At 68.6% G+C, this 16,733-nt stretch carries 12 protein-coding genes and 1 tRNA gene; 9 read left to right on the top strand and 4 right to left on the bottom strand.

The window, feature by feature from the left end:
- Positions 1–342: 342 nt before the first annotated feature.
- Positions 343–3,069 (bottom strand): DNA polymerase I, encoded by a 2,727-nt coding sequence (polA, locus tag OG331_RS36320; RefSeq protein WP_406204381.1) that lies wholly within the window; start codon positions 3,067–3,069, stop codon positions 343–345.
- Positions 3,070–3,238: 169 nt separating this feature from the next.
- Here polA and OG331_RS36315 point away from each other — a divergent pair, with 169 nt between their 5' ends.
- From OG331_RS36315 to OG331_RS36285, 7 genes are all read left to right on the top strand, one after another.
- Entirely contained in the window at positions 3,239–5,518 is a 2,280-nt protein-coding gene (locus tag OG331_RS36315; RefSeq protein WP_406204378.1) for an FdhF/YdeP family oxidoreductase, read from the top strand.
- Between the two features lie 47 nt (positions 5,519–5,565).
- Complete coding sequence (locus OG331_RS36310) at positions 5,566–6,054, top strand: PaaI family thioesterase (protein ID WP_406204375.1); 489 nt, start codon at positions 5,566–5,568, stop codon at positions 6,052–6,054.
- Positions 6,055–6,777: 723 nt separating this feature from the next.
- A complete protein-coding gene (locus OG331_RS36305) occupies positions 6,778–8,007 on the top strand; it encodes a branched-chain amino acid ABC transporter substrate-binding protein (protein WP_406204372.1) in 1,230 nt (409 codons plus the stop codon).
- A gap of 113 nt (positions 8,008–8,120) precedes the next feature.
- On the top strand, positions 8,121–9,050 hold the full coding sequence (locus tag OG331_RS36300; protein ID WP_406204368.1) for a branched-chain amino acid ABC transporter permease: 930 nt from the start codon (positions 8,121–8,123) through the stop codon (positions 9,048–9,050).
- Between the two features lie 23 nt (positions 9,051–9,073).
- Complete coding sequence (locus OG331_RS36295) at positions 9,074–10,885, top strand: branched-chain amino acid ABC transporter permease (protein ID WP_406210525.1); 1,812 nt, start codon at positions 9,074–9,076, stop codon at positions 10,883–10,885.
- A 5-nt stretch (positions 10,886–10,890) separates the two neighbouring features.
- On the top strand, positions 10,891–11,769 hold the full coding sequence (locus OG331_RS36290; RefSeq protein ID WP_406204365.1) for an ABC transporter ATP-binding protein: 879 nt from the start codon (positions 10,891–10,893) through the stop codon (positions 11,767–11,769).
- Positions 11,766–12,482: an ABC transporter ATP-binding protein gene (locus OG331_RS36285; protein ID WP_328882325.1), complete on the top strand. Its 717-nt coding sequence runs from the start codon at positions 11,766–11,768 to the stop codon at positions 12,480–12,482. The genes OG331_RS36290 and OG331_RS36285 overlap by 4 nt, the downstream gene beginning before the upstream one ends.
- Positions 12,483–12,571: 89 nt before the next feature.
- Here OG331_RS36285 and OG331_RS36280 read toward each other — a convergent pair whose 3' ends face one another.
- Entirely contained in the window at positions 12,572–13,228 is a 657-nt protein-coding gene (locus tag OG331_RS36280; protein ID WP_328882324.1) for a response regulator, read from the bottom strand.
- Between the two features lie 103 nt (positions 13,229–13,331).
- Here OG331_RS36280 and OG331_RS36275 point away from each other — a divergent pair.
- Together OG331_RS36275 and OG331_RS36270 are read left to right on the top strand one after the other, a co-directional pair.
- Positions 13,332–13,404 (top strand) — tRNA-Leu (locus tag OG331_RS36275).
- A gap of 103 nt (positions 13,405–13,507) precedes the next feature.
- Positions 13,508–14,266 carry a transcriptional regulator gene (locus tag OG331_RS36270; protein WP_406204362.1) on the top strand — a complete coding sequence of 253 codons (759 nt, stop codon included), beginning with the start codon at positions 13,508–13,510 and terminating at the stop codon, positions 14,264–14,266.
- A 43-nt stretch (positions 14,267–14,309) separates the two neighbouring features.
- Here OG331_RS36270 and pyk read toward each other — a convergent pair whose 3' ends face one another.
- Together pyk and OG331_RS36260 are read right to left on the bottom strand one after the other, a co-directional pair.
- Positions 14,310–15,746 (bottom strand): pyruvate kinase, encoded by a 1,437-nt coding sequence (gene pyk, locus OG331_RS36265; RefSeq protein WP_406204359.1) that lies wholly within the window; start codon positions 15,744–15,746, stop codon positions 14,310–14,312.
- A gap of 155 nt (positions 15,747–15,901) precedes the next feature.
- On the bottom strand, positions 15,902–16,615 hold the full coding sequence (locus tag OG331_RS36260; RefSeq protein WP_406204356.1) for an SIMPL domain-containing protein: 714 nt from the start codon (positions 16,613–16,615) through the stop codon (positions 15,902–15,904).
- Positions 16,616–16,733: the final 118 nt, after the last annotated feature.

Below are 16,733 nucleotides of genomic sequence, written 5' to 3'. Positions count from 1 at the left end.
CGAGGGCCGCGCTGTGGGGGCGTCTTCGGTGTTCGCGTTCGCCGGTGCCGGGGCCGTCCGGCGGTTGAGCGTGCGTATACCCATGCCCGCATCCTTACGGGCATGGGGTGCCAGGAGCGCTTTTGCGGGGGCCACGCGAGTGACGGGTCGCTCCGGGGCTTGGGCCGAATCCGGGCGTCCCGCGTGGTGACGGTTGTCTTGGGCCGCGGGTCGTTCGTGGCTGGTCGCGCGGTTCCCCGCGCCCCTTCGGGGCGCGCTGCGGGTCCGTCCCTCCAAAGCGCCGCCGAGTGCCGGGCAGGGTGCCAATCTGCCCGGCATTGACGGGAGGGCCTGCGGCGGCGACTAGTGGGCCGCCGACTCCCAGTCCGGGCCCGCGCCCACCGAGACGCCCAGGGGAACGTTGAGGTGGACGGCGTTGGACATTTCTCGGCGGACCAGTTCCTCGGCGGTCCGGCGCTCGCCGGGGGCGATTTCCAGGACGATTTCGTCGTGGACCTGGAGGAGCATGCGGGAGGTGAGGTTCTCCTCGCGCAGGGCCCGGTCGACGTTGAGCATGGCGATCTTGACGATGTCCGCCGCCGTGCCCTGGATGGGGGCGTTGAGGGCCATGCGCTCGGCCGCCTCGCGGCGCTGGCGGTTGTCGCTGTTGAGGTCGGGGAGGTAGCGGCGGCGGCCGAAGAGCGTCGCCGTGTAGCCCGTCGCCCGTGCCTCGTCGACGGCGCGGCGCAGGTAGTCCCGGACGCCGCCGAAGCGCTCGAAGTAGGCGTCCATCAGCGCGCGGGCCTCGCCGGCGTCGATGTTCAGCTGCTGGGAGAGGCCGAAGGCCGACAGCCCGTAGGCCAGGCCGTACGACATGGCCTTGATCTTGCGGCGCATCTCCGCGTCCACCCCGGCGGGCTCCACGGCGAACACCTGCGAGGCGGCCGTGGTGTGCAGGTCCTCGCCGGAGGTGAACGCCTCGATGAGGCCCTCGTCCTCGGAGAGGTGGGCCATCACGCGCAGCTCGATCTGGCTGTAGTCCGCGGTCATCAGGGACTCGAAGCCCTCCCCGACCACGAAGCCCCGGCGGATCGCCCTGCCTTCGTCCGTGCGGACCGGGATGTTCTGCAGGTTCGGGTCGGTCGAGGAGAGGCGGCCGGTGGCCGCGACCGTCTGGTTGAAGGTCGTGTGGATACGGCCGTCCGCAGCGATCGTCTTGATCAGGCCCTCGACGGTAACGCGGAGCTTCGCCTGCTCGCGGTGGCGGAGCATGATGACCGGCAGTTCGTTGTCGGTCTGGGTCGCGAGCCACGCCAGGGCGTCGGCGTCCGTCGTGTAGCCCGTCTTCGTCTTCTTCGTCCTGGGCAGGGCGAGTTCGCCGAAGAGGACCTCCTGGAGCTGCTTGGGCGAGCCCAGGTTGAACTCGTGCCCGGCCGCCGCGTGCGCCTCCTTCACGGCCTGCTGCACGGCGCCCGCGAACATCTGCTCCATGGCCTCCAGGTGCGCCCGGTCGGCCGCGATGCCGTGCCGCTCCATGCGGGCCAGCAGGGCGGAGGTCGGCAGTTCCATGTCGCGGAGCAGGTCCGCGGCGCCGACCTCCTCCAGACGGCCCTCGAAGGCCTCGCCCAGGTCCAGGACCGCGCGGGCCTGGATCATCAGTGCCTCGGCCTCGGCGCCGTCGTCCGTGCCGAAGGCCAGCTGACCGTCGGCCGCCGCGGCGGGGACCAGCTCGCGGTGGAGGTACTCCAGGGACAGCGCGTCCAGGTCGAACGAGCGGCGTCCCGGCTTGACGAGGTAGGCGGCGAGTGCGGTGTCCATGCGCACGCCGGCGATGCTCCAGCCGTGCTCGGCGAAGACCCGCATCGCGCCCTTGGCGTTGTGGAAGACCTTCGGCTTGTCGGCGTCGGCCAGCCAGGCGCTGAGGGCCTTCTCGTCGGCCTCGTCCAGCTGCGACGGGTCGAACCAGCCGGCCGCGCCGTCGGCCGCGGCGAGGGCGACCTCGGCGACGGAGCCGGTGCCGAGCGCCCAGGCGTCGACGGTGGCCACGCCGAGCGGCTCGCCGCCGTGCTCCGCCAGCCAGGGGGCCAGCTCGCCGGTGCCGAGCACGGCGCCGTCCAGCTCCACGCCGTCGGTCGAGATCGGCGTGGCCTCGGCCTCCTCGGCTCCGGGGTCGACGCCGAAGAGTCGCTCGCGCAGCGACGGGTTACGGATCTCCAGGGTGTCCAGGATCATCGCGACGGCCTTGCGGTCGAACGGCACGCGCGCGACATCGGCGACGGTCTTGGGCAGCTCGACGTTGCGCTCCAGCTCGGTCAGGCGGCGGTTGAGCTTGACCGACTCCAGGTGGTCACGCAGGTTCTGCCCGGCCTTGCCCTTGACCTCCTCGACGCGCTCGACCAGCTCGGCGAACGAACCGAACTGGTTGATCCACTTCGCCGCCGTCTTCTCGCCGACGCCCGGGATGCCCGGCAGGTTGTCGGACGGGTCGCCGCGCAGGGCCGCGAAGTCGGGGTACTGGGCGGGCGTCAGTGCGTACTTCTCGAAGACCTTCTCCGGGGTGAACCGGGTCAGCTCGGAGACGCCCTTGGTCGGATACAGCACCGTCGTGTGCTCGCTGACCAGCTGGAAGGAGTCCCGGTCGCCGGTGACGATCAGCACCTCGAAGCCTTCGGCCTCGGCCTGGGTGGCGAGCGTGGCGATCACGTCGTCGGCCTCGAAGCCGTCGACGGCGAACCGCGAGACGTGCATCGCGTCGAGCAGCTCGCCGATCAGCTCGACCTGGCCCTTGAACTCGTCCGGGGTCTTGGAGCGGTTCGCCTTGTACTCCGTGAACTCCGCGGAGCGCCAGGTCTTGCGGGACACGTCGAAGGCCACCGCGAAGTGCGTGGGCGCCTCGTCGCGCAGCGTGTTGGCCAGCATCGACGCGAAGCCGTAGATCGCGTTCGTCGGCTGGCCCGTCGCGGTCGTGAAGTTCTCCGCGGGCAGCGCGAAGAACGCACGGTAGGCCAGCGAGTGCCCGTCCATGAGCATCAGGCGGGGCCGGCTGCCGCCGGGGTTGGTCTCGGTCTGCTTCGATGCTGTCTCTGCCACGTCCCCGATCCTGCCACGCCCCACTGACAGTCGGTCCCCATCGGGGGGTGCCGCTCCCGGGAGGGGGCGGGTGGGGCCGGACCGGGCCCGGGACCCCCGGCCACGTTGTCCGTCCCGCGTGCGAGGATCGGAGATGTACCTCACACGTGTACACAAAGGAGAGCGCGCGATGGCCACCAAGCCGCCCAAGGGTGATCCGGTTCAGGACGCGCCCCAGGTCGCCGAGCCGAAGCATGCGGCGGCGGGACTGCCGGCCATCGGGCACACCTTGCGGATCGCGCAGCAGCAGATGGGCGTGAAGCGCACCATGCTGACGCTGCTGAACGTCAACCAGAAGAACGGCTTCGACTGCCCGGGCTGCGCGTGGCCGGAGCCGGACCACCGGCACAAGGCGGAGTTCTGTGAGAACGGCGCCAAGGCGGTGGCCGAGGAGGCCACCCTGCGCCGGGTCACCCCGGAGTTCTTCGCCGCGCACTCCGTCGCCGATCTCACGACCAGGAGCGGTTACTGGCTGGGCCAGCAGGGGCGGCTCACGCACCCCGTGTACCTCCCCGAAGGGGGCACGCACTACGAGCCGGTGACCTGGGAGCGCGCCTTCGACATCATCGGCGAGGAGATCACCGCTCTCGGCTCCCCCGATGAGGCCGTCTTCTACACCTCGGGACGCACCAGCAACGAGGCCGCGTTCCTCTATCAGCTCTTCGCGCGCGAGCTCGGCACCAACAACCTGCCGGACTGCTCGAACATGTGCCACGAGTCCTCCGGGTCGGCCCTCTCCGAGACCATCGGCATCGGCAAGGGCAGCGTCCTGCTCGAGGACCTCTACAAGGCCGACCTGATCATCGTCGCCGGGCAGAACCCGGGTACGAACCACCCGCGCATGCTCTCCGCCCTGGAGAAGGCCAAGGCCAACGGCGCGAAGATCATCAGCGTCAACCCGCTGCCCGAGGCCGGCCTGGAGCGCTTCAAGAACCCGCAGACGCCGCAGGGCATGCTCAAGGGCGCCGCCCTCACCGACCTGTTCCTGCAGATCCGCATCGGCGGCGACCAGGCCCTGTTCCGCCTCTTCAACAAGCTGATCCTGCAGACTCAGGGCGCCGTCGACGAGGAGTTCGTCCGCGAACACACCCACGGCTACGAGGAGTTCGCCGCGGCCGCCCGTGCCGCCGACTGGGACGAGACCCTGACGGCGACCGGCCTCGCGCGCGCGGACATCGAAGAGGCCATGGCCATGGTCCTCGCCTCGCAGCGCACCATCGTCTGCTGGGCGATGGGCCTCACCCAGCACAAGCACTCCGTGCCGACCATCCGCGAGGTCGTCAACTTCCTTCTGCTGCGCGGCAACATAGGCCGCCCGGGCGCCGGCGTGTGCCCGGTGCGCGGTCACTCGAACGTGCAGGGCGACCGCACGATGGGCATCTTCGAGCGGCCCGCCCCGGCTTTCCTGGACGCCCTGGAGAAGGAGTTCGGCTTCGCGCCCCCGCGCGAGCACGGCTACGACGTCGTACGGGCCATCCGCGCCCTGCGGGACGGCGAGGCGAAGGTCTTCTTCGCCATGGGCGGCAACTTCGTGTCCGCCACGCCCGACACGGACGTCACCGAGGCCGCCATGCGGCGCGCCCGGCTGACCGTGCACGTGTCGACGAAACTCAACCGCTCGCACGCCGTCACGGGCGCGCGTGCGCTGATCCTGCCCACCCTCGGCCGGACCGAGCGCGATCTCCAGGGCAGCGGCGAGCAGTTCGTGACGGTCGAGGACTCCATGGGCATGGTGCACGCCTCCCGGGGGCGCCTGGAGCCCGCGAGCGCGCACCTGCTGTCGGAGCCGGCGATCGTGTGCCGCCTGGCACGCCGGGTGCTGGGCGAGAGCAGCGCCACCCCCTGGGAGGAGTTCGAGAAGGACTACGCGACGGTCCGGGACCGTATCGCCCGCGTGATCCCCGGCTTCGAGGACTTCAACGCGCGCGTGGCCCACCCCGGCGGCTTCACGCTCCCCCACGCGCCCCGCGACGAGCGCCGGTTCCCGACGGCGACGGGCAAGGCCAACTTCACGGCGGCCCCGATCGAGTACCCGACGGTGCCCGAGGGACGGCTGCTGCTGCAGACCCTGCGGTCGCACGACCAGTACAACACCACGATCTACGGCCTCGACGACCGTTACCGGGGCATCACGAACGGGCGCCGGGTCGTGATGATCAACCCCGAGGACGCACAGCGGCTGGACATCGCCGACGGCTCGTACGTCGACCTGGTGAGTGAGTGGAAGGACGGGGTCGAGCGGCGGGCGCCCGGCTTCCGTGTCGTCCTCTATCCGACGGCCCGGGGCTGCGCGGCGGCGTACTACCCGGAGACCAACGTCCTTGTCCCGCTGGATGCCACCGCGGACACCAGCAACACCCCGGCCAGCAAGTCCGTGATCGTGCGTCTGGAACAATCGGCGACCGACTGAGCGTTTGCTCAGTCGACGTCCCATCACGACGAACGGAGCCGGGCCCCATGGGCGAGCAGCAGCACGTGAAGTTCCCGCAAGAGGTCATCGACGAGTACGCCGCACTCGGCGTCGACCTGCCCGCCCTGTTCTCGGCCGGGCACCTCGGGACGCGCATGGGTGTCCAGATCGTGGAAGCGTCCGCCGAGCGGGTCGTCGGGACCATGCCGGTGGAGGGGAACACCCAGCCGTACGGGCTGCTGCACGGCGGCGCGTCCGCGGTGCTCGCCGAGACGCTGGGGTCGGTGGGCTCGATGCTGCACGCCGGCACCTCCAAGATCGCGGTCGGGGTCGACCTCAACTGCACCCACCACCGCGGTGCCCGTGCCGGCCTCGTCACCGGCGTGGCCACACCCCTGCACCGGGGCCGCTCGACGGCGACGTACGAGATCGTGATCAGCGACGAGGCCGGGCGGCGCGTGTGCAGCGCCCGGCTGACCTGTCTGCTGCGGGACGTGAACCCGAGCGACGGCGAGCAGCTCCGGGCGATGGGCTGAGCCGACTCAGGCCGCCTCGTGCGCCAACTCCCTTGAGGGCAACGCCCTTTGCCGCCCCACCCGGCGACCACATCCCTCGGTGCCGGTCCGCGCCGCAAGCAACACCCTTGCACCACCCCGCCGTTGAACCCGGACGCCCGGCGGCCTAACGTCAAGGCATGACGTCGGGAGGGGCCCCCGGGAGAGGAGCGGCGCCCGGACTCCCGCTCTCGGCCGCCGGGTTGCCGGCCGAAGGCGGTGAGCCGGGCAATGCCCAATTCCATTTTCGTGCCCCATACACGAAAACGGCCGAAGAACTCCGACCGACTTTCCCGGCTGTAACTCTGCGTAATACGACTGCAATACATACCCTCACTTCTCCCGCAGTGAGCGCGCTTCCCACACGTCCGCAGAGACCCTTGGGTAGCCTTCGGCAACGATCCAGGTAATCACCAAAACGTGTGAACACTCGTGAAGGTGCTACGCGCGAACGCTGCAAGTTCTCACTATGTGGACAGGGCGAACCGGCCGGAAATCCACACTTCCCCCCACGGAGTACCGCTCTGCGTTACCCCGTGTCATAACAAGAGCGTCACAGCCTTGGTCAGAGCCTCCTCCATGTTCCCCACCCGCGCTTAGAGTCACGGCCAGTCACGGCGCCATCGGATTCGAACTCACTTCGACCCAGCGCTCGACTCGGCGAGTTCCATGGGGGGCCGCCGTGCCAGGGAAAGGACCTGATTCGTGCGTCAACGTTCGATCATCGCCATAACCGCCGCGCTTGCGGCGGGATCGCTGACTCTCACGGCTTGTGGGTCGCGTGACGACGACGGCGGCAGTAGCAACGGCGACAAGACCACTGTGGTGATCGGTGTCGACGCCCCGCTGACCGGCGACCTGTCGGCGCTCGGCCTCGGCATCAAGAACTCCGCCGACCTGGCCGCCAAGACGGCCAACGAGAAGGAATTCGTCAAGGGCGTCGAGTTCAAGATCGAGGCTCTCGACGACCAGGCGCAGCCGTCCGTCGGCCAGCAGAACGCCCAGAAGTTCATCAGCAACAAGGACGTCCTCGGCGTCGTCGGCCCGCTGAACTCCAGCGTCTCGCAGCAGATGCAGAAGCCGCTCAACGACGCCGGCCTGACCCAGGTCTCCCCCGCCAACACGGGTACCGAGCTGACCCAGGGCGACGGCTGGAAGACCGGCGACTCGGTCCGCCAGTTCAAGACCTTCTTCCGCACGGCCACCACGGACGAGATCCAGGGCGCCTTCGCGGCCGACTACCTGTACAACCAGGCCAAGATCAAGAAGGTCTACCTGATCGACGATCAGAAGACCTACGGCGCCGGCCTCGCTGCCTCCTTCAAGGCGAACTTCACCAAGTTCGGCGGCAAGATCGTGGGCACCGACCACATCAACCCCGACGACCGTGACTTCAACGCCGTGGTCGCCAAGATCAAGAAGACCGGCGCCGAGGCCCTCTACTACGGCGGCGAGTACCCGGCCGCCGGCCCGCTGAGCCAGCAGCTCAAGGACAGCGGCCAGAACATCCCGCTCATGGGCGGCGACGGCATCTACTCCGGCGAGTTCCCGAAGCTGAATAAGAAGGCCGAGGGCGACCTCGCCACCTCCGTGGGCAAGCCGGTCGAGCAGCTCGACTCCGCCAAGACGTTCATCAAGGACTACGAGGCGGGCGGCTACGAGGACGCCTACGAGGCGTACGGCGGCCTCACCTACGACGCCACCTGGTCGATCATCGAGGCCGTCAAGCTGGCGGTCGAGGGCAACGACGGCAAGGTCCCGTCCGACGGCCGCAAGGCAGTCCTGGACGCCATGGCGAAGGTCAAGTTCGACGGCGTCACCGGCACCATCTCCTTCGACGAGTTCGGTGACACCACGAACCACACGATGACCGCGTACAAGGTCAAGAGCAACGCTTGGGCGCCCGTGTTCAGCGGCGAGCCCAAGCTGGGCTGAGCAGAGGACGAGTAACAGCACTCCACAAACACACATTGATCCAGGCCGCGCGGGATCGCCCATCAGCGCTCCCGCGCGGCGCCATATCCGAACCACTCCACGGAGGCCCTGCGGTGAACGAACTGCCGCAACAGCTGGCCAATGGACTCATCCTCGGCGCGATGTACGGACTCATCGCGATCGGCTACACGATGGTCTACGGCATCGTCCAGCTCATCAACTTCGCCCACGGCGAGATCTTCATGGTCGGGGGCTTCGGGGCCCTCACCGTCTGGTTGGTACTCCCCGAGGGCTTCGGCCTCGGGGCAGCAGTCCCCCTCATGATCATCGGCGGCGTCCTCGTATCGGTCGCCGTCGGCACCGCGGCGGAACGCTTCGCCTACCGGCCACTGCGCACCGCGCCACGGCTGGCACCCCTCATCACCGCCATCGGCCTGTCCATCGTCCTGCAGCAGGCCGTGTGGATGTGGTACCCGGACGCGAAGAAGGACCACCCCTTCCCGCAGTTCCACGGCGGTCCCATCGAAATACTCGGCGCCAACATCCAGCGCGGTGACCTCTTCGTCCTCATAGCCGCCCCGCTGTGCATGCTCGCCCTCGGCCTGTTCGTCACCAAGACGCGCTCCGGCCGCGGCATGCAGGCCACCGCCCAGGACCCGGACACGGCCAAGCTGATGGGCATCAACACCGACCGCATCATCGTCATGGCGTTCGCCATCGGTGCCGCGTTCGCCGCCATCGCCGCCGTCGCCTATGGCCTCAAGAACGGTCAGGTCGGCTTCCGCATGGGCTTCCTGATGGGCCTCAAGGCCTTCACCGCGGCCGTGCTCGGCGGTATCGGCAACATCTACGGCGCCATGCTCGGCGGCATCGTGCTCGGCGTCGCCGAGTCCCTCGCCACCGGCTACATCGGCGACATCCCCGGCATGGACCTCTTCGGCGGCGGCGCCTGGAAGGACGTGTGGGCGTTCGCTCTGCTCATCCTCGTACTGCTGTTCAGGCCACAAGGTCTGCTCGGCGAACGCGTCGCGGATCGGGCGTGATACCCATGACCACCGAGATCCCCATGGACAAGACCACCGACACCGCCAAGGTGTCCACAGCGGCGGCCACTCCGCTCATACCGCTGCCAGAGGTCGCGGCACGCGCGCTCACCGTCGCCGGCACCGCCGTCGCCCTGATGGGCACCTTCCTCGCCTGGACCTGGACCGAGGAGTTCCCGGGCAACCTGACCGTCACCGGCTACCCGGGCGGCCTTCAGGTCCTCACTCTCGTCGGGTCCCTGCTCACCCTGCTGTTCGCCCTCTCCGGCTACGGCATCCGTGGCCTGGGCTGGCTCACCCCCGGCGGCAAGAACAGCCCCGTCCTGCTCGCCGCTCTCGGCGTGTTCGGCGCCACCGGCTACTCGATCGGCGCGATCACCCAGGAGCTCGGCGGCCTGGTCAACCTGGAGCCGGGTGCCTGGGTCGCCGGCATCGGCGCCCTCATCGCCGTGATCGGTGCCCTCGGCCTCCCGGTCGACCAGCCCTACGGCGCCGCGGACCCGACCCCGAACCTCTGGGGCCGGATCCGCCACTCGCTCACCGCACCCGATCCCGGCCGTGCCAAGGACCTGCCCTCCTGGGTGGAGATCCTGATCATCGCCGCGGGCTTCGGCGTCGGCCTGTACGTCTTCGCGTACGGCATCGGCACCGAGTACTCCGAGCTGTTCATCGGCTTCCTGATCGTCACGACGTTCGGCTTCACCGCGGTGACCCGCGCGGGCCTGCTCAAGCGGCTCTCGGCGCTCACCGCCAAGCACCGCAACGTCTCCATGGCGGCGGCCTTCGTCGCGGCGATCTGCTTCCCCTTCACCCAGACCAACGACCAGTTCGCCCTCATCGGCGCGAACATCCTGATCTTCGCCACGGTCGCGCTGGGCCTCAACGTCGTCGTCGGCCTCGCCGGCCTGCTCGACCTCGGTTACGTCGCCTTCCTCGGCGTCGGCGCCTACGCCGCCGCCCTGGTCTCCGGCTCCCCGCAGTCGAGCATCGGCGTCGAGTTCCCGTTCTGGGCCGCCGTTCTCACCGGCGCCGCCGCCTCGCTGATCTTCGGCGTGGTGATCGGAGCCCCGACCCTGCGGCTGCGCGGCGACTACCTCGCCATCGTGACGCTCGGTTTTGGTGAGATCTTCCGCATCACCATGAACAACCTGAACGGCAACAGCGGACCGGACGTCACCAACGGCTCCAACGGCATCCCCAACATCCCGGACCTGGAGATCTTCGGGTTCAACCTCGGGCTGCCGCACAACGTCCTGGGCACCGAACTCACCCGGTCCGGCAACTACTACCTGCTGATGCTGGCGTGCACGGCGATCGTGGTCCTGGTCTTCCGCCGCTCCGCGGAGTCCCGCATCGGCCGCGCGTGGGTCGCCATCCGCGAGGACGAGACCGCCGCAACCGCGATGGGCATCAACGGCTTCCGCCTGAAGCTCCTCGCGTTCGCCCTCGGTGCTTCCCTCGCCGGCCTCGCCGGCACCGTCCAGGCGCACGTGTCGTACAGCGTCACGCCCGAGCAGTACCAGTTCGCCGGCTCCGTGCCGCCGAACTCCGCCTTCCTGCTCGCCGCCGTCATCCTCGGCGGTATGGGCACCATCAGCGGCCCGCTGATCGGCGCCGCGCTGCTCTACCTGATCCCGGCCAAGCTGCAGTTCATGGCGGAGTACCAGCTGCTCCTCTTCGGCATCGCGCTGATGCTGCTGATGCGCTTCCGCCCCGAGGGCCTGGTCGCCGACCGCAGGAAGCAGCTCGAATTCCACGAGACCGGACAGCTCGACGTACCGGAGGACAAGCCATTGCCCGAAGGCGCGACCGGCGTCGCGAAGGCAGGGGCGTGACCGCCATGACCACCACCACGACCGCACCCACCAGCACGACGGTGCTCGACGCCACCGGCGTCACGATGCGCTTCGGCGGTCTGACCGCCGTGCGCGACGTGAACCTCACCGTCAACACCGGCGAGATCGTCGGCCTCATCGGCCCCAACGGCGCCGGCAAGACGACCTTCTTCAACTGCCTCACCGGCCTGTACATCCCGACCGAGGGCAAGGTCGCCTACAAGGGCACCGTCCTGCCGCCCAAGCCGCACCTGGTCACCCAGGCCGGCATCGCCCGTACGTTCCAGAACATCCGGCTCTTCGCCAACATGACCGTTCTGGAGAACGTGCTGGTCGGACGGCACACCCGCACCAAGGAAGGCCTCTGGTCGGCCCTGCTGCGGCTGCCCGGCTTCAAGAAGGCCGAGGACGCGTCCCGGGCCCGGGCCATGGAACTCCTGGAGTTCACCGGTCTCGCCGCCAAGGCCGACCACCTCGCCCGCAACCTGCCCTACGGCGAGCAGCGCAAGCTGGAGATCGCCCGGGCCCTTGCGAGCGAGCCCGGCCTGCTCCTCCTCGACGAGCCCACCGCCGGTATGAACCCGCAGGAGACCCGGGCGGCCGAGGAGCTGATCTTCGCCATCCGGGACCAGGGCATCGCCGTCCTCGTCATCGAGCACGACATCCGGTTCATCATGAACCTGTGTGACCGGGTCGCCGTGCTGGTCCAGGGCGAGAAGATCGTCGAGGGCCCCGCGGAGGTCGTCCAGGCCGACGAGCGCGTCATCGCCGCCTACCTCGGTACGCCCTTCGAGGGCGAACCGGGCAAGGAGGAGGTCGCCGAGGTCGAGGCCGCGGAGGCCGGCGCCGAGGCGCAGAGCAGCACGGAAGGGGACGACAAGTGACCGCACTGCTGGAGGTCGAGGACCTCAGGGTCGCCTACGGCAAGATCGAGGCCGTCAAGGGCATCTCGTTCAAGGTGGAAGCGGGCGAGGTCGTCACCCTCATCGGCACCAACGGCGCCGGCAAGACCACGACCCTGCGCACTCTGTCGGGTCTGCTCCAGCCGCTGTCCGGCGAGATCAAGTTCGACGGCAAGTCGCTGAAGAAGGTCCCCGCGCACAAGGTCGTCTCGCTGGGGCTCGCCCACTCCCCCGAGGGGCGGCACATCTTTCCCCGCATGACGATCGAGGACAACCTCCGCCTCGGCGCGTTCCTGCGCACCGACAAGGAGGCCATCGAGAAGGACATCAAGCGCGCCTACGACCTGTTCCCCATCCTCGGAGAGCGCCGCAAGCAGGCCGCGGGCACCCTCTCCGGCGGTGAGCAGCAGATGCTCGCCATGGGACGGGCGCTGATGTCCCGGCCGAAGCTGCTCATGCTGGACGAGCCCTCCATGGGCCTCTCCCCCATCATGATGCAGAAGATCATGGCGACCATCCAGGAGCTCAAGTCCCAGGGCACCACCATCCTGCTCATCGAGCAGAACGCCCAGGCCGCGCTCTCCCTGGCCGACCACGGGCACGTCATGGAGGTCGGCAAGATCGTCCTCTCCGGCAGCGGACAGGACCTGCTGCACGACGAGTCGGTGCGCAAGGCGTACCTGGGCGAGGACTGATCGCCCGGCCCGCATGAGTCGAGGCCCGTGCCCCCCGGTCAGGGGCACGGGCCTCACTCTTTGCTGCTTCGATGTGCCGCTTCGGTACGTCAGCCCTTGGCGGCCTTCTTCTCGTCGGCGTCCTGGATGACGGCCTCGGCGACCTGCTGCATCGACATCCGGCGGTCCATGGAGGTCTTCTGGATCCACCGGAAGGCGGCGGGCTCGGTCAGCCCGTACTGGGTCTGGAGGATGGACTTGGCCCGGTCCACGAGCTTGCGCGTCTCCAGGCGCAGGGTGAGGTCGGCGACCTCCTTCTCCAGCTCCTTCAGCTCGGTGAACCGCGAGACGGCCATCTCGATCGCCGGCACGACGTCGCTCTTGCTGAACGGCTTGACCAGGTACGCCATGGCACCGGCGTCCCGGGCCCGCTCGACGAGGTCGCGCTGCGAGAACGCGGTCAGCATCAGCACCGGGGCGATGCTCTCCTCGGCGATCTTCTCGGCCGCCGAAATGCCGTCCAGCTTCGGCATCTTCACATCGAGGATGACGAGGTCGGGCCTGTGCTCGCGGGCCAGTTCGACGGCCTGCTCACCGTCTCCGGCCTCACCGACGACGGTGTACCCCTCTTCTTCGAGCATCTCTTTGAGATCGAGCCGGATCAGCGCCTCGTCCTCGGCAATGACGACACGGGTCGTCAGCGGAGGCACGTGCGACTTGTCGTCGTCGGGCGCGTCTACGGGCTGGGGCGACTCGGGGGCGGTCACGGGGGGCTCCTCGTTCAGGGGCAGGGGTGCTGCTCCCAAGAGCCTACCTAGCTACGGTAAGGTGGGGGCACGGCGGGTGACCACCAACCTTCGTATTGAAGGAGCCCCGGTAGCCCAGCGGAAGAGGCAATGGATTCAAAACCCATACAGCGTCGGTTCGAATCCGACTCGGGGCACTTTTCCTTGGCTTCCAAGGTCACAAGAAAGCGGATGTTCACGTTCTCGTGAACATCCGCTTTTTGCTGCGTGTCGCCGCGATCACTCTCACAGAGTTGCCACATGTACGACGTCAGCACACGCAAGCGAGCACTCGCGCTGGTTACCCAGGGGCGCAGCCTGAATTCGGTGAGCCGAGAGACGGGCATCTCTCGCGCCGCGATCCGCTCCTGGCAGCTCCGCTTGGAGCCACTACCTCGCATGACAACTCCAGACCCTGGACCACCCGCTGACGACTGTGCGTACGCCTACCTGCTGGGTCTCTACCTCGGCGACGGCTGTATCAGTGCGCACCCACGCGGCACCGGCTACTACCTCCGCATCGCATGCGCCGATGCATGGCCCGGTCTCCTCCAGCAGTGCCGCGAGGCCATCACGCAGGTTCGCCCCGGCATCGGCGTCTACACCCTTCAGAAACAGGGGTACGCGATGGTGACCAGCTACTCCCGGCACTGGCCCTGCGTCTTTCCCCAGCATGGCCCTGGCAAGAAACACGAGCGCCCCATCGTCCTCGAACCCTGGCAGCAGGAAATCGTCGACGCCCACCCCTGGGATTTCATCCGCGGCCTCATCCACTCCGACGGCTGCCGCATCACCAACTGGACGACTCGCCTCGTCGGCGGTGAGCGCAAGCGCTACGAATACCCCCGGTACTTCTTCACCAACGTGTCCGACGACATCCGTCAGCTCTACACGGACACCCTCGACAAGCTCGGCATCGCGTGGACGCAGTGCACCCGTAACGGCAACCCGTACAACATCTCCGTCGCCCGCAAAGCCTCCGTAGCCCTCATGGACGAACACGTAGGCCCCAAGCACTGACCACACCGCAAAGGGCCCCTCCTCAAGAGGGGCCCTCCGCCTCCTACTTGGGGCTGTCGTCCTCCCCGATGTGATGCACCCGCACCATGTTCGTCGAGCCGGACACCCCCGGAGGCGACCCCGCCGTGATGACGACGACGTCGCCCTTCTTGCAGCGGCCGTACTTCAGCAGCAGCTCATCCACCTGGTCGACCATCGCGTCCGTCGACTCCACGTGCGGCCCCAGGAACGTCTCCACGCCCCACGTCAGATTCAGCTGGGAACGCGTGGCCGGCTCGGGCGTGAAGGCCAGCAGCGGGATCGGCGAGCGGTAGCGGGACAGGCGGCGGGCCGTGTCGCCGGACTGGGTGAAGGCGACCAGGAACTTCGCGCCCAGGAAGTCGCCGATCTCGGCCGCCGCGCGGGCCACCGCGCCGGGCTGGGTGCGGGGCTTGTTGCGCTCGGTCAGCGGCGGCAGGCCCTTGGTGAGGATGTCCTCCTCGGCCGCTTCGACGATCTTCGCCATCGTCCGGACCGTCTCGATGGGGTACTTGCCGACGCTCGTCTCGCCGGACAGCATCACCGCGTCCGTGCCGTCGATGACGGCGTTCGCCACGTCCGACGCCTCCGCCCTCGTCGGGCGGGAGTTCTCGATCATCGAGTCGAGCATTTGCGTCGCCACAATCACCGGCTTGGCGTTGCGCTTGGCCAGCTTGACGGCGCGCTTCTGGACGATCGGGACCTGTTCCAGCGGCATCTCCACGCCCAGGTCGCCGCGGGCGACCATGATGCCGTCGAAGGCGGCCACGATGTCGTCGATCGCCTCCACCGCCTGCGGCTTCTCCACCTTGGCGATCACCGGGAGGCGGCGGCCCTCCTCGTCCATGATGCGGTGCACATCCTCGATGTCCCGGCCGCTCCGCACGAACGAAAGCGCGATGACGTCGAAGCCCGTGCGCAGCGCCCAGCGCAGGTCCGCCTCGTCTTTCTCCGACAGGGCGGGGACAGACACCGCGACGCCCGGGAGGTTGAGGCCCTTGTTGTCGGAGATCATGCCGCCCTCGACCACCGTCGTGTGGACGCGCGGGCCGTCGACGGAAGTGACCTCCAGGCACACCTTGCCGTCGTCGACGAGGATGCGTTCGCCGGGGATGACGTCCGCGGCGAGGCCGGAGTAGGTGGTCCCGCACTGCTGGCGGTCACCCTCGGCGCCCTCTTCGACCGTGATGGTGAAGGTGTCCCCGCGTTCAAGGAGTACGGGTCCTTCGGTGAAGCGGCCGAGGCGGATCTTCGGGCCTTGAAGGTCGGCGAGGACACCGACGCTGCGGCCGGTCTCGTCGGAGGCCTTCCGCACGCGCTGGTAGCGCTCCTCGTGATCGGCGTGACCGCCGTGGCTGAGGTTGAATCGGGCGACGTCCATTCCGGCGTCGACCAGTGCCTTTATCTGGTCGTACGAGTCGGTGGCGGGGCCCAGGGTGCAGACGATTTTTGCTCGGCGCATGTTTCGACTCTATGACTTACCGGCGGGTAGTGAATTGGCGCCGCATGACTACTCAACAACCTTTGCGTGAAGGGCTTTTGACAAGTGTTGAATTGCGCACCGGGGTGCTCCGATGAGCGTTCGAAGCACCCCTAAAGGGCTATTCACAGATGCGTTCACAGACGCGGCGGCGCCATCGTGAATCGCGCATTGACCTCGGCATGGACGTGCTGACGCTCGGGTTCGAGGTCGAGGGGGGCGGCGGAGTCCTCTTCCGCGGCGTAGGCCATCGAGCGCATACGGCCGCCGCGGGCCTGCGGATAGGCCGGCGGGGCGTTCTCCGCGCCGATGTCGGCGAGTTCCACCAGCGCGGCCAGGGAGGTCCCCAGCGCCTCGGCGTACTCCCGCGCGCGCTGCACGGCCTCCCGTACCGCCTGCTGCCGCGCTTCCCGGTGGGCCGGCGAGTCGGGGCGCAGGGCCCACCAGGGGCCGTCCACGCGGGTGAGCTCCAGGTCGGCCAGGCGTGTCGTGAGTTCGCCGAGCGCCGTGAAGTCGGCGAGTTCGGCGGTGATGTGGACGCGGCCGTGGTAGGCGTGGATGCGTTCGCCGCGGCCCTTGTCCTTCAGTTCGGGGCTGATGGAAAAGGCGCCGGTCTCCAGGCGCTCGACCGCGTCGCCGTAGGTCTTGATGAGGTCGAGGACGGCGGCGTTGCGGCGGGTCAGTTCGTCCAGGGCGGCGCGGCGGTCCTTGCCGCGGGAGGCCACGGTGACGCCGATGCGGGCGATCTCGGGGTCGACCTCGAGGTGGGCCTCACCGCGGACGGCGATGCGGGGGGCGTCGGGGGTGCCGTAGGGGACGGCGGGCTGAAGTTCTCCTGAGGGGGAGGTCATACGTCCCACTCTGTCATCGCTTGGCCGGCCGGGAGCCCGGCAGTTCACAGCTTCGGTCACCAGATCGAAACGTGCGGGGTCTGTTGCAACTCGCCATGGGCAGGTCAGAATCTACGCG

The sequence above is a fragment of the Streptomyces sp. NBC_01017 genome (genome assembly GCF_045162795.1).
Taxonomy (GTDB): domain Bacteria; phylum Actinomycetota; class Actinomycetes; order Streptomycetales; family Streptomycetaceae; genus Streptomyces; species Streptomyces machairae.
Note: the sequence above shows the minus strand (reverse complement) of the source record. Positions and strands in the feature narration are given on the sequence as shown.

Excerpts from the sequence above, each read along its gene's own strand:
- OG331_RS36315 (WP_406204378.1), top strand. The coding sequence starts at position 3,239 with ATGGCCACCAAGCCGCCCAAGGGTGATCCGGTTCAGGACGCGCCCCAG.
- OG331_RS36310 (WP_406204375.1), top strand. The coding sequence starts at position 5,566 with ATGGGCGAGCAGCAGCACGTGAAGTTCCCGCAAGAGGTCATCGACGAG.
- OG331_RS36295 (WP_406210525.1), top strand. The coding sequence starts at position 9,074 with ATGGACAAGACCACCGACACCGCCAAGGTGTCCACAGCGGCGGCCACT.
- OG331_RS36290 (WP_406204365.1), top strand. The coding sequence starts at position 10,891 with ATGACCACCACCACGACCGCACCCACCAGCACGACGGTGCTCGACGCC.
- OG331_RS36270 (WP_406204362.1), top strand. The coding sequence starts at position 13,508 with ATGTACGACGTCAGCACACGCAAGCGAGCACTCGCGCTGGTTACCCAG.
- pyk (WP_406204359.1), bottom strand. The coding sequence starts at position 15,746 with ATGCGCCGAGCAAAAATCGTCTGCACCCTGGGCCCCGCCACCGACTCG.
- OG331_RS36260 (WP_406204356.1), bottom strand. The coding sequence starts at position 16,615 with ATGACCTCCCCCTCAGGAGAACTTCAGCCCGCCGTCCCCTACGGCACC.